An 11,821-nucleotide genomic window follows, 5' to 3' on the forward strand; every position below is an offset into this window, starting at 1 on the left:
TATGGCCAAACGGCAAAGGACAAAGATGACACGCTTGAACTGGAGCGAGATCGCACCGGACGGCGCAAAAGCGCTTTTCGGTGTCCATCACTATGTGACCAAAAGCACCAACCTGCCCGAGGAACTCATTCATCTCGTGTTCCTCCGTGTTTCACAGATTAACGGATGTGCCCATTGCATCGATATGCACAGTCGCGATCTTAGAAAGACCATGTCCATCGACAAGGTGACGCTGGTGCCGGTGTGGGACGAAGTCCCGCACCTGTTCTCCGATCAGGAGCGCGCCGCCTTGGCTTGGGCCGAAGAGGTGACTCTCGTCAGTGAAACGCATGCTTCAGATGAAGCCTATGCGGCGGCCTCGGCGGCGTTCTCGCCGAAGGAACTTGTCGACCTCACGATAACGATTGCCGCGATGAACGCCTTCAACCGTCTCGGCGCCCCATTCCGACTCCCGGTCGCCGCGAGGACGTGAGTTCACAGAGGCATCGGACGCCGACGCTATCCAACTAAATCCGCGCTGTGTCGTCAGGCCGCTTCTGGGCCGCGTGGAGGCAATGCCACCTGCGATCTGCTCACCGAAGACCGGCCATTGAGCGAGGGCGGACGAGGCCTCGGTCAGCCAAACTGGACGACGACCTCGACCGGCCGCTCATGGCCGGTTGCCGCCCGACGCGGTCGGCTGCAGCCGACCCTGAGCCGCCTTTCACCGCATCGGACGTGCAACGTCAGTTTGTAGATCTTCAGCGGTCGCTCGATGAATACTTCCGGTCGTCGCGATGCTGCGCACGCAGTTTCCACGCGGAACCACACGTTTAATAATGCAAGCCGAGGTAACACTGAACGATGGCTAACTGCTACACGCTATAGATATCCAAGGCATCCGTAGGCACATGCAATTTGCTATCCGCCGTTAGCGCTTCCAGCAGATGTTTCACGGTAACTTGCACTCGTGGCGCGACAAGCGCCCGGTGTGGATACTGCATCACCATCTCATAGCTTCCGGGATGGTGAAACCTGTGGAGAATCACCTTCAGCGCACCGGAACGCAACCGATCCCACGCAAGATGCACCCCGACCTCCGCGATGCCAACGCTATCGCACGCCGCCTGCACCAGCGATTCCGGTGCGGATAGCGTCAGCATTGCCTTGCCGGAGGGGTCGATCGTCGTGATGCTTTTGTCGTCGCCCGTGAAGTTCCATGGCGCGACCTGGCCGCTCAGGAATCGCCGTGCAATGAGCCGGTGCGCGTGCAACGCATCCGGCGTCTCGGGCACGCCATGGTTCGCCAGATAGTCGGGAGACGCTACCAGTACCGTATTCAAGCGACAAATGGGGCGAGTCACGAGCGCGGAATCCGGGATGTTGCCGCCTCTTACCGCAATGTCGTAGCCGTCCCGGACAATATCGATGACCCGATCGTCGAAATCGACCTCGACCGACAGCGCCGGGTAGCGAGCGAGCAGCGCGGGCAGCGCCGGAAGCACGTGGTTATGCCCGAAGGCGGCACTCGTCGAAATCCGCACGCGCCCGGCCGGCACGGCCCGCTGGGCGGAAACCGTATCGATCGCGGCATCCAGTGTTTCAAGTGCGATGCGCGCGTGGCGCAAAAACGCCTCGCCTTCCTCAGTGAGTTTGAGTGTGCGGGTCGTCCGGTTCATCAGCCGCACACCCAATGCTTTTTCGAGGCCCGCCACGTTCTTGCTCACGGCAGCCGACGTGACACCCAATTGTCGGGCCGCTGCCGCAAAACTTCCCGCATCGACGGCCTGGACGAGAGAAATGATGGCTCGAACACGCTGCGAAGAATCCACATTTCCTCCATGACTGACATCGCGCCGACCTGTCGTCGCGCAGCCGGATTCTAAACTTGCAGTTGAGGGTGGTTCAACCCTGCCAGAACTTCTCGTAATGAGTGACGCTGGTGACAATGGCGGACATCGCCCCTCCGTCCGAAGCTTGCGAGTCTTCAATGCTCATCACGATCCTCTATGACAGTGGCTATGGTCACACCGCGAAACAGGCCCAAGCCGTTGCAGACGGCGTTCGTCGCGTGCCGGGTGCCGAAGCGCAGTTGATCGCCGTTGCAGATGGCGATACGCCCTGGGAAAAACTCGCCGCGAGCGACGCGATCATCTTCGGTTCGCCGACCTACAACGGCACCGTCAGCGCGAGGCTCAAAAAGGTGATGGAGGACTCGACGCGGCCCGCGTGGATTCCCCAGTCGTGGCGGAACAAGATTGCCGCAGGCTTCACGAATTCGGGTGCCATGCACGGCGACAAGCTGAATTCCCTCGTCACGATGGCGCTGTTTGCCGCCCAGCACGGGATGATCTGGGTCGGACTCGATATCTTCCCGGGCAAGTCGCCGCAGGAGAAGAATCGTGTCGGCGGATGGCTGGGCGCGATGGCGCAATCGGATGATGCATCACCGGACATCACCCCCATCGAGAGCGATATCGATACCGCTGCGTATCTGGGCGAGCGCGTCGCTCGCGTGACCAGCCAGTTCATGTCAGGAGCCGCACGATGAAATTGCTTTGTCTCGACGTCCCGCTGCCGGGGGCCAGCCCGGACGCCTATCAGCCCCATCTTCTCGAAGAAGTGCGCCATGCGTGGCATCTGTATAAAACGGGCTTCGTGCGCGAAATCTCGTTCCGTCAGGACCGCCCGGGCGTCGCCATCATCGCCGAAAGCGATTCGGTCGATGCCGCGAGACAGGCGCTCGCCGAGTTTCCGCTGGCCAGGGTCGGCCTGATCGACTGGGAGATCATTCCGCTCGGCCCGTTCGTCGGCTGGGAGTCGCTGTTCGCGTCGCGCGACGCTTGACCGCTTCGGCAGCGTCTATCGCGGTGTCGGTCCGTGGTTGTCGTGTCGCGCTGACGCCGGATAAATCGTCAACCACGGGCCTGCCGCAGTCTGCCTATCGGCGTTGTGTGGCCATAGACCTTTGAAGGTGAACATGGAATATGTCAATCTGGGCCGAACGGGCCTGAAAGTATCTCGTCTTTGCTTGGGATGCATGAGCTATGGGGAGCCTGCCCGCCTGCCCCAGCCCTGGTCCCTCGATGAAGCAGCCTCCCGCCCGTTTTTTCGGCAAGCGCTCGAGGCGGGCATCAACTTCTTCGACACTGCCAATATCTATTCGGGCGGAAGCTCCGAGGAGATCACGGGCCGAGCGCTCAACGACATGGCGCGGCGCGAAGAGGTCGTCGTCGCCACCAAGGCGTTCTTTCCGTGGCGCAATTCACCCAATACCGGGTTTCTCTCGCGGAAAGCGCTGCTTCAGTCGATCGACGACAGTCTGACCCGCCTCGGCATGGATTACGTCGACCTCTACCAGATCCACCGTTTCGACCACGGCACGCCCGTGGAGGAAACGATGGAGGCGCTGCACGACATAGTGAAGTCAGGCAAAGCCCGCTACATCGGTGCATCCTCGATGGAGGCATGGCGCTTCGCGAAAATGCAGCACGTCGCGGAACGCAACGGCTGGACACGCTTCATTTCCATGCAACCGCAGTACAACCTGCTCTATCGGGAGGAGGAACGCGAAATGTTGCCTCTTTGCGCCGACCAGGGCGTCGGGGTCATTCCATGGAGCCCGATGGCGCGCGGCAGGCTGACGCGCGACTGGAGCGAAACCACGCGCCGCACGCAGAACGATGCCTTTGCGCTGCAAATGTATCGGAACGCTGAAACCCAGGACCAGAAGGTGGTTGATGTCGTCGCGCGTATCGCCGAGGCGCACCATGTGCCGCGCGCGCACGTCGCACTGGCGTGGCTGTTGACGAAACCGGCGATCACCGCGCCGATCATCGGGGCAACGAAGCCCGAGCATCTGGCAACCGCCATCGGCGCGCTCGACTTCTCGCTGACGCAGGACGAAATCGCCGCGCTCGAAGCGCCGTATGTCCCCCATCCGGTGGATGGCATCGTGCCACCGCTTCCGGAACATCCGCCGACGATTTCAGCGCCGCGGAACTAATGTCGCGAGCGGCGGTACGTTCAATGGCGGTAGCTTGCGAACTCGCCGCCGCGGTTGAACGTACCGCCGCTGGACGAACATCGAATGCGAAAATAGATATGAAGGACCCGTTCATCGAGTGCCGACGTCTTATCCTCTTCGCGCTCGTTGTGATGTGTGCGGTACTGCCGTTGGGGCAGCACGGTAACGTCCATGCGCAGGAGCCAAAAATGTTAGTCCGTATCTCCGAAATCGAGATATTCAATCAGCATCTCGAAGCGTATCGGCGCATCTTGAACGAGGAGGCTGAGGCGTCGATGCGCGTCGAGCCGGGGGTAGTGTGCATTTTCCCGATGGCTCAAAAGGATAGCCCGACGCACATCAAGATTGTGGAAATTTATGCGAGCCACGATGCGTACGACGCCCATATCCAGTCGCCGCATTTCAAGAAGTACAAGCGTTCGACGCTGGACATGGTGAAGTCCCTTCGACTGGTTGACATGGATGGGCTGGACGCTGACGCAATGCCGCTCATCTTCAGGAAATTGAGAGGTCGGTCGTAACAAACACCGGCCAGATGGGAAGAATGGATCGCCATGAAAGCGTGCGTGTCCGTTGTCGGAACTCGACCTGCCTACCGGATGTCTTGTTGCTGTTGTTGGTCCACGACCGTTTTTGGCCGGTTGCCGCCCGACGCGGTCGGCTGCAGCCGACCCTGAGCTGACAATCGACGCGGCGCAGACTCGGCGGCAGGTTACAAGGTAGAACGGCCGCACGGCCCACTGTTGCTACGGCCAACTCGGCGGCCATTGCGAATGCTCAGGTATCGGTGCTCGCAGGGCGGCCATAAGTTGCCCGCACCTGTCATTCTCACCATAACAGCCTCAACCGTCCGAGCTGAGACAAGCAGATAGCATCGGTTAGTTTGTATCCTCGAGGCTGAAGCCTATCCCTGCAATTGTCGTCTTTGGAAAAAGACTGCGAAGCTCTTCCGTGATGTATGGAATGTATCCCTTTAATGGTCCTGTTATCAATTCTGCGTTCGCTAGGGTTCCAATGCAGAACTGAAGGAGCGAAACGCTCTTGGGGTATGCCGCTCCAACTTGATCCAAGGCCGCCTCGATGGTTTCCAAACGTTTCTCAACGAACCGTTCAGCTACCGCTCCCTTTACCGCATCCTTACTGGTCGAAATGATAAGGCGTTGGACATTCTCACAGAATCGCATCCAGCTTAATGGGCGTATTTCTAGGGGAAGAGTTCCTTCATCAAATCGAGAGCGAAATACCTGTTCTATTCTGGCTCGAATAGCCACGTCCGGCCATTTCTGCTTGTGAATAGCATTCGCTGCGCCATCGAAGCCCAAAACTAGCATATCCAACTGCTCGACCGACGCTTTTAGCTGTGCAGCCAGCCTCAAACGACTCCAATCGACCCGCTCACCTTTGTACGCTAATGAATGCGTCGCTACTGACCATGCATGTTCGAACGCTGTACGAACTTGAATTTCAAATGAAATCTTCGTCAATTCGCTATGTGCGGCGAAATCACTGCTCCGCAGTTTGGCAACAACGCGGGTCGCATCGAACCGAAAAACTGCGGGATCTTTAAGAGTTGTTCCTCGCAATTTTATTTCAACAACATCAAATTGGTCCTTGAGCCATTGAATCACCTGTTCCTCTTCATCGAGGAACGGAATTACTATGGAGCATCCGTACAGGTCGTCAAGTTTGCTCCAACTGTCAAAACGACCCGTTTCGATCTTCTCGAAGAGCGACTCAGTATCCTTGAGGCGCCCTACGAATGCGTAACCGTGCGCGTTGCAAAAATTAAAAATTCGTTCGCGAGCGCGCTGCTCAACCTTCTCAAGGTAAGGCTTATACAGGTTGTGCTTTTGGACAAGCTGCGCAGGGATGATCACGCTTGTTTCACCGCCAGTATAGATCGCATGTACCGCACACGTGTCTCGCGCGGCCCTTTGTCGTTCGATGCAGATCTTGCTGCATCGAAATAGTTAGCAAGCGCGAGATCGGCTTCGCGAGCCTCCAGAAGGTCAACTGTGTCCACAAATCTGCGCAATGCGGCCGCAGATTGCTCAGCTGACCCGAGTTGCCCATCCTGTTGCAGTGAATCTATAGCACCAAAAACGGCGTAGAAATCCGCCTGATTTCGAAGTCGTGTGACAGCAAGATCTTCATCAGCCGCTAACACGCCTGCAATGTACGAAATCGCCGCACGGTACCGCGCATCACATTCGACACGCGCCTCCCATTCAGAGTCACGATCCGCAAAAGCCTTATCCAAGTCATCTTGGCTGTAGCCCCGCGGCCCTTCTTCGAGCAACAACAAAAGCAGGGCAGTGAACTCAACATCCTTCATTTGCTTCCTGGACTGAGCGGCGAAGCGAGGAAAGTTGGCCGGTAGCACCGACTGTTGCCACTCCGACAACTGCTCCGATAGCTGAATAAATTCCCCGTCCAGCCTTGCGTGGCGAAGTTCTTGGGCTGTTAGTTTTGCGACATTTCTATTAATTCGATCGAAAATCGAATTAATTACGCCCTCATCATTCGTCGGAATATATTCAACGAGCAATTGATACGACCAAAATTCCCGACGCACATTCTCGTCAAGTCCCTCGAAATACTTCCCTCGAAGCGCGGTTAACTCAGATTTCTCGCCGACAGCAAATTTTCCTTGCACAAACTCGAGGATGGTAGTAATCCGCTGCTTACCATCAACAACGTGATACATGGATGTTCCCTCTGCACTTATTTCCTCGTAGAGAAATATCGCAGGAGCGGGATAATTAAGCAGGACGGTGTCAATGAAGTACGCTTTAAATGCATCATTCCAAACGCTCCGTCGCTGGTATGGCGGATCTAGGTCAAGGGCAGATCTCTTGTAGAGATCATAGAACCAGCTTAGGTTCTGAAAATTTTGTCGGCGGATCATATTTTAAGAAAGTGGTGTTGTAAGGTGGCGTCTGACCGCACAAATATACCAGCTACGGCAGTAATGCGTGATGGTCCAACTGAACTGCCGGAATATGTCGATGGCACATATTACCGGAACCGAAAGCCGGTGAAACTGCCGGCACTGCGGGCAGGCTGCGAGCATCCAGCGATTCCCGCGCTAGCGGGTCACCGACCGCCTCGACCGAAGATGTGATTTGCGCATTCCGCGACCGAACGGCAGCTTCCGGGAGCGCGCTGGTCGTTCCGGCGTCTTCATGCATGAACCAGTGAACGGCTCTTCATGGTCAATAGCTGCCACTCGCCATCGCCCACAACCGACGAGATGGCGAATTTCGACAGTCCCGTGCGGCCCGCTGGGAACGGCGCAGCGAAAGCAACTTTCCCCGTCACGTGAGCACGAAGTCCCCGCAGCACCTGCAACCGTCGCTCCAATGACGCAGCCGGTACCTGCGCCCGATCCGACCTTAACGCGACAAACGATACCGCCTGCTTCATTCGTCATCGCTGTCACGAGCCAGCGCGCGCAGTGCTTCTTCAAGGCGCTGAAATTTGGCATGCTCGCGCCGTGCGATGTCGGCGGCTGCCAAATCGCCGTCCGATGAAGCGCGCAGCGCCCGGTTCGAAGCTATCGCGGCGCACTCCTCCGCTCGGCGCACGGTCGTCCATAGTGCATCCTCCAAACCGGATTTTTGGACTGCGGCGAGCGCTTCGCTGGAGAACGCGTGACCGGTATGGCATCGATATCGCAGGGGCGCGTCGTTGTCGATGCGCCACACCACGCCGCCGCACTCGGGACACGTCACGGAACTACGCTGACCGATTGAATCGAGCTCGTCGGGAGACGTAACCCCAGTGAGCGCGATGCGCGCTTCCGTCTCGGTCGGATCTGTGCTGGTTCGCACGATGGTCTCCTTCAGCGGAGCGTTGAGCGCCTGCATGATTTCGTTGCCGATAAGCTCCAATCGCACTACACGCGCGGTTGGAACGGCTCGCACCGTGCTGAGCGGCATGCTCGGAGCAATGCTGTCGGTCGGATCCTGAATAATGACGGTGCCCCCGCGAGCACTAATGGCAGCGGCGCCGGAAGCGCCGTCGTCGAGCTCTCCGGTCAGCACAACCGCGACCGCCCTGGGTCCGAACTCTATCGCCGCCGACCGGAACAACGGATCGATCGCGGGGCGAGCAAAGTTCTCCTTCGCCCCCGCGCTTAACGCGATCTTCCCTTCGTGCACCATGAGATGCCTATCGGGCGGTGCGACGAAGATTGCGGAGCGCCGAAGAGCATCGCCTGCACGGGCATGCTCGACCGACAGCGAGGTGTGCGGAGCAAGCAGTTGAGGGAGAACGCTCTTGTGTGCTCCGATGTGCATGACCAGCAGTATCGCAGCGTCGAGTTCGCTCGGGAGCGTCGGAAGGATCGCGCGCAGCGCGGGCAGGCCTCCGGTGGAAACTCCCAATACGACTATGCGGTTCGGCTTGGAATCATCAAGTCTCATCGGTGTTCCTGATTGGAGGAATCGTCAACGGGCGTGCCCGGGCCTTTTGCCTGCGCATTAACCATACCCGCTCCGACTCCGAATGCTTCCAGCGGAACAGGTCGTCCCTGCACTTCCGGCGCTTTCAGCGCTCACGCCGGCCGATGACACGCGTTACACAAACCGGAAACAAACGACCGCTCTGCCCAGCTCATGAAGCGTTTTTCTGTCCCCGCCGAGGCGTTCGCGAACGTCTGAAGATGGCCGAGCGCGACCCGACGCAGTCGCCCACCGATGTCCCGCGACACGGTATTCCAGAATAGGTGACCGAACTTGAGATAGACAGCGTCCGGTCTGTCCTTGGCGCTTCGACCGGCCGTGCGGTGTGTCGAAAAACAGTCCGGAACTCAGGCCGTCACTGCCGGAACGCGTGGTCCACCACGCGAGGTGACCAACTTGATGCGGACGTACGCGAATTGACGACACCGTTTCGACGGTGATGGGACCGTCAATAGAGTCGTCAATTCGCGGCCGAACGCCTCGATCCAGGGGATGCTGGAACGACGAGTCGAATCAAGCGGCCGATTCGATCTGCTCGAGTACCGATGCGAGGATCATCGCGCCTGCGTTGAGCGGCACGGGGCGCGTCGGCCGAGGCCGGTAAATCGCGTCGCCGGGCTGGACCGCGCGCCCGCTTACCGCGCACACGCCGCCGAAGCGCGCGCGTGCCGTCTGCCACACCTGTTCCCCGTACGCGCACCGCGTCGCGTCGCGCCATGCGAGCGATACGGTCGTCGCGGTCTGACGCTCGAGGAAGCTGACCGCGACCGAGCGCCGTTCGACCATCGCAGCAGCCGCTGCGACGACGACGCGCGTGCGCCGGCCGCCGCGAGGCCGTGCAGCCGCGCACACGTCGCGAACCGTGCACGACTGCGTGAGCAAACCGAGCATCTGCATCCACGGATCGACGTCCGTCACGTTCGTTCGACTATCCATCATCGTCCTCTCTCGTTGCGTAAAAATCCCGGCGCTCGCCGGCGTATCTATCGCGCAATCGCGCGATCCCATTCCGGCGCGGTTTCGCGGCGAGCCGCTTCGCGTGCCGCATCGGCGCCGATGCCGGCCACGATCGATGCGACGTCGTGCATCGGCTGCGGTTCGCGCATGCGGGCGTCGTCATGCGCGCCGGCCGCACAGCACAGGAAGGCCTCGCTGATCGCGAGAAACGCGCGAATCCATTCACTGTTCTTCATGAGCACTCGTCCTCCAGCAGCACGGCGTCGCGCCGACGAAACGCTTGAATACGGTCGTGAAGTGCGCCTGCGAACGAAAGCCGCTGCTCAGCGCGACGTCGAGCACGTTGTGACGCGAGTCCAGCAGCAGCTGCTGCGCGCGCTCGATGCGGCGGCGCATCAGGTATTCGTGCGGACGCAGCCCGGTCGCATGGCGAAACTGCGCGGCGAAGTGCATGCGCGTGAGGCCCGCACTCTGCGCCATGTCGGCGAGGCCGATCGGATCGGCAAGATGCGCATCCACGTACTCGACGACGCGACGCATCCGCCACGACGGCAGCTCGGCCGCACGCCGCGTGTCGCGCCGCGACGCGGAAAAGTGACGCGCGATGATCCGCGACACGATCGCGACGCTCACGCCGTCGGCAAACACCTTGCCGAGCGCGCCGTCGCGCGTGTGCGACACCGCGAGCGCCTGGCCGAGCCGCTCGAGTGCCGGGTCGCGGATCAGGCGCGGATCGTCGATCGCGATGTCGCCCGCTGGCGGCCGGCCGAACAGGTCCTCGTAGCATTCGGCCAGCACGCGCTGCGACGCGAACAGATGAAGCACGTCGCTCGGGCCGCGAAACGCCGCATCGCAGTGCACGCCCGGCGCGGTCACCTGCGCGGCGCCCGCGGTCACGCGGCCGTCGACCAGCACGCGGCCGGCATGCGCGAACGTCAGCGACGTGCACTTGAGGCTGATCGCGATGCAGTGCCAGCGGTCGCTGCCGTCGTGCGCAACCTCGACGGCGGTCGAGTCCTGTCGCGTCCATCGCGACAGCGCGATGTCGGCGTGGGGTGCCGCATCGGGCTCGCGCCATGCACGCTCGGCGCCGATCGGGCCGCGTGCGGCCGGACGGAGATCCGTCATGCCGGCGCGGTCGCGGGTGTCCGGTCGATTCGGCAAGGAAAGAATCATGGTGGTTACCTGGGAGAGATCGCAAAACCATGGGCGGCAACGGTGCGCCGCGTCGACTAAAAGGTAGCGAATCAATACCCGGCGAACCAGCCTACATAGGGATGAGCGAAGTCGCCGATCGGTGGGTCGGGTTATATGGAGGTTTAGTCGTGTATCGCGGCCGCCGTTCGGCCGCGACGACGCGCATCGCGCAACGCCGGCGTCCCGTTCGCGCGCTGTCGCGCACGAGCATGCATCGACACGATGCATCGATCGTTCGCCGGACTCATACGTTCGTATAGTCCGTTGATCCGATCGTGTGGCGCCACACGACGAATGGCGATTCCGCGTGGTGCTCGCGCATGCCCATTCAATCACCGGCCGCAAACGCGCGTTTCCCGATATGCACGGACGCGATCGCGCATCCCGCACCGCGACCGACGTGCGCATGCGCGCTGGTCTCGTGCCAATGGACAAACCGGCGTGCGCTGCGGAAATCCGAATCGGGCCGAACGACCGATACTCCGTTCACCCCGACGCCGCGACATCGTCGATTGTGCGGCTCCGATGCGGCCGCCGCACGCTTCGCCGCGACGGCCGCCGGAATGCGCGGTCGTAGCGACGCATCGCGACGGGCGTATCCGGAACCGGACGAAGCGCGCAACGGCGCCCGTCCCCGACACCACGTTCAACGAGAGGAAAGCATGCGCAACATCAAGCTCGCCGTATTGGCCCTGGTCCCGCTGTTCGCGGTGGCGACCACGGCCGTTGCACAAGACGTCACCACTGCTCCGGCGTCGGCCGTATCGGCGCCGACCAAGAAGCAGCTGCGCCGCGCGAACTGGCACACCGAAACGCAGGTCCGCAAGGCGCTGACGTCGACGCGCGGCCTCACCGCATCGGACATCCGCGTCGTCGCGCGCGGCAACACGATTGCGCTCGACGGCACGGTGCCGGACGACTCGCAGATCCAGCTCGCGCAAACGGCGGCGCAGGCCGCCGCGCCGAAAAAGTCGGTCGTCAACCATCTGTCGGTGAAGGAACCGGGGCATTGACGCATGGCCGTGCGGCGCGGCATCGCGACGACGGGAACGCGTGGATCGTTGCGTTGCGGCGGAGTTGCCGGAGAACGGGCCGTTTCCGAATAGCTCGGCTCCAGCACCCGCCGATGAAAATGCGGCCGGGAATGTCCGGCCCGAACCGTGGCACGTGTATTGCTATGCGCAACACACTCCCA

The 11,821-nt window shown here is 60.7% G+C and carries 13 protein-coding genes; 6 read left to right on the forward strand and 7 right to left on the reverse strand.

Annotation, left to right across the window (positions count from 1 at the left end):
* The first annotated feature begins 25 nt into the window (after positions 1–25).
* Positions 26–472 (forward strand): carboxymuconolactone decarboxylase family protein, encoded by a 447-nt coding sequence (locus BUB20358_RS05475; RefSeq protein ID WP_035976122.1) that lies wholly within the window; start codon positions 26–28, stop codon positions 470–472.
* A 382-nt stretch (positions 473–854) separates the two neighbouring features.
* Here BUB20358_RS05475 and BUB20358_RS05480 read toward each other — a convergent pair whose 3' ends face one another.
* Positions 855–1,811, reverse strand: coding sequence for a LysR family transcriptional regulator (locus tag BUB20358_RS05480; RefSeq protein ID WP_035975584.1), 957 nt, complete (start codon positions 1,809–1,811; stop codon positions 855–857).
* Between the two features lie 158 nt (positions 1,812–1,969).
* On the opposite strand from BUB20358_RS05480, the gene BUB20358_RS05485 reads away from it, so the two are divergent.
* The 4 genes from BUB20358_RS05485 to BUB20358_RS05500 all read left to right on the forward strand — a co-directional run bounded on the left by BUB20358_RS05485 (position 1,970) and on the right by BUB20358_RS05500 (position 4,527).
* Positions 1,970–2,530, forward strand: coding sequence for a flavodoxin family protein (locus BUB20358_RS05485; protein WP_035975583.1), 561 nt, complete (start codon positions 1,970–1,972; stop codon positions 2,528–2,530).
* A complete protein-coding gene (locus BUB20358_RS05490; protein WP_006767168.1) occupies positions 2,527–2,826 on the forward strand; it encodes a hypothetical protein in 300 nt (99 codons plus the stop codon). The genes BUB20358_RS05485 and BUB20358_RS05490 overlap by 4 nt, the downstream gene beginning before the upstream one ends.
* Positions 2,827–2,959: 133 nt before the next feature.
* On the forward strand, positions 2,960–3,985 hold the full coding sequence (locus BUB20358_RS05495; protein WP_035975582.1) for an aldo/keto reductase: 1,026 nt from the start codon (positions 2,960–2,962) through the stop codon (positions 3,983–3,985).
* Positions 3,986–4,083: 98 nt separating this feature from the next.
* Entirely contained in the window at positions 4,084–4,527 is a 444-nt protein-coding gene (locus BUB20358_RS05500) for a putative quinol monooxygenase (protein WP_223297006.1), read from the forward strand.
* A gap of 357 nt (positions 4,528–4,884) precedes the next feature.
* Here the strand turns inward: BUB20358_RS05500 and BUB20358_RS05505 are convergent, their stop codons facing one another.
* From BUB20358_RS05505 to BUB20358_RS05530, 6 genes are all read right to left on the reverse strand, one after another.
* Positions 4,885–5,883: a RelA/SpoT-related domain-containing protein gene (locus BUB20358_RS05505; protein WP_158380461.1), complete on the reverse strand. Its 999-nt coding sequence runs from the start codon at positions 5,881–5,883 to the stop codon at positions 4,885–4,887.
* Positions 5,880–6,914 carry a DUF262 domain-containing protein gene (locus tag BUB20358_RS05510; RefSeq protein ID WP_081293520.1) on the reverse strand — a complete coding sequence of 345 codons (1,035 nt, stop codon included), beginning with the start codon at positions 6,912–6,914 and terminating at the stop codon, positions 5,880–5,882. The genes BUB20358_RS05505 and BUB20358_RS05510 overlap by 4 nt, the downstream gene beginning before the upstream one ends.
* A gap of 514 nt (positions 6,915–7,428) precedes the next feature.
* Entirely contained in the window at positions 7,429–8,433 is a 1,005-nt protein-coding gene (locus BUB20358_RS05515; protein WP_035975580.1) for a chemotaxis protein CheB, read from the reverse strand.
* 552 nt (positions 8,434–8,985) lie between these two features.
* Entirely contained in the window at positions 8,986–9,411 is a 426-nt protein-coding gene (locus tag BUB20358_RS05520; RefSeq protein WP_006405745.1) for a DUF3331 domain-containing protein, read from the reverse strand.
* Positions 9,412–9,455: 44 nt separating this feature from the next.
* Positions 9,456–9,665, reverse strand: coding sequence for a hypothetical protein (locus tag BUB20358_RS05525; protein ID WP_006405746.1), 210 nt, complete (start codon positions 9,663–9,665; stop codon positions 9,456–9,458).
* Positions 9,652–10,557: an AraC family transcriptional regulator gene (locus BUB20358_RS05530; RefSeq protein ID WP_006767165.1), complete on the reverse strand. Its 906-nt coding sequence runs from the start codon at positions 10,555–10,557 to the stop codon at positions 9,652–9,654. Before BUB20358_RS05530 ends, BUB20358_RS05525 begins: the two co-directional genes overlap by 14 nt.
* Before the next feature lie 731 nt (positions 10,558–11,288).
* Here BUB20358_RS05530 and BUB20358_RS05535 point away from each other — a divergent pair.
* Positions 11,289–11,639, forward strand: coding sequence for a BON domain-containing protein (locus BUB20358_RS05535; RefSeq protein ID WP_035975578.1), 351 nt, complete (start codon positions 11,289–11,291; stop codon positions 11,637–11,639).
* Positions 11,640–11,821 lie beyond the last annotated feature (182 nt).

Source organism: Burkholderia dolosa (genome assembly GCF_902499135.1).
Classification (GTDB): Bacteria; Pseudomonadota; Gammaproteobacteria; order Burkholderiales; family Burkholderiaceae; genus Burkholderia; species Burkholderia dolosa.

Excerpts from the sequence above, each read along its gene's own strand:
- BUB20358_RS05485 (WP_035975583.1), top strand. The coding sequence starts at position 1,970 with ATGCTCATCACGATCCTCTATGACAGTGGCTATGGTCACACCGCGAAA.
- BUB20358_RS05520 (WP_006405745.1), bottom strand. The coding sequence starts at position 9,411 with ATGATGGATAGTCGAACGAACGTGACGGACGTCGATCCGTGGATGCAG.
- BUB20358_RS05475 (WP_035976122.1), top strand. The coding sequence starts at position 26 with ATGACACGCTTGAACTGGAGCGAGATCGCACCGGACGGCGCAAAAGCG.
- BUB20358_RS05510 (WP_081293520.1), bottom strand. The coding sequence starts at position 6,914 with ATGATCCGCCGACAAAATTTTCAGAACCTAAGCTGGTTCTATGATCTC.
- BUB20358_RS05495 (WP_035975582.1), top strand. The coding sequence starts at position 2,960 with ATGGAATATGTCAATCTGGGCCGAACGGGCCTGAAAGTATCTCGTCTT.
- BUB20358_RS05515 (WP_035975580.1), bottom strand. The coding sequence starts at position 8,433 with ATGAGACTTGATGATTCCAAGCCGAACCGCATAGTCGTATTGGGAGTT.
- BUB20358_RS05530 (WP_006767165.1), bottom strand. The coding sequence starts at position 10,557 with ATGACGGATCTCCGTCCGGCCGCACGCGGCCCGATCGGCGCCGAGCGT.
- BUB20358_RS05535 (WP_035975578.1), top strand. The coding sequence starts at position 11,289 with ATGCGCAACATCAAGCTCGCCGTATTGGCCCTGGTCCCGCTGTTCGCG.
- BUB20358_RS05525 (WP_006405746.1), bottom strand. The coding sequence starts at position 9,665 with ATGAAGAACAGTGAATGGATTCGCGCGTTTCTCGCGATCAGCGAGGCC.
- BUB20358_RS05500 (WP_223297006.1), top strand. The coding sequence starts at position 4,084 with ATGAAGGACCCGTTCATCGAGTGCCGACGTCTTATCCTCTTCGCGCTC.
- BUB20358_RS05490 (WP_006767168.1), top strand. The coding sequence starts at position 2,527 with ATGAAATTGCTTTGTCTCGACGTCCCGCTGCCGGGGGCCAGCCCGGAC.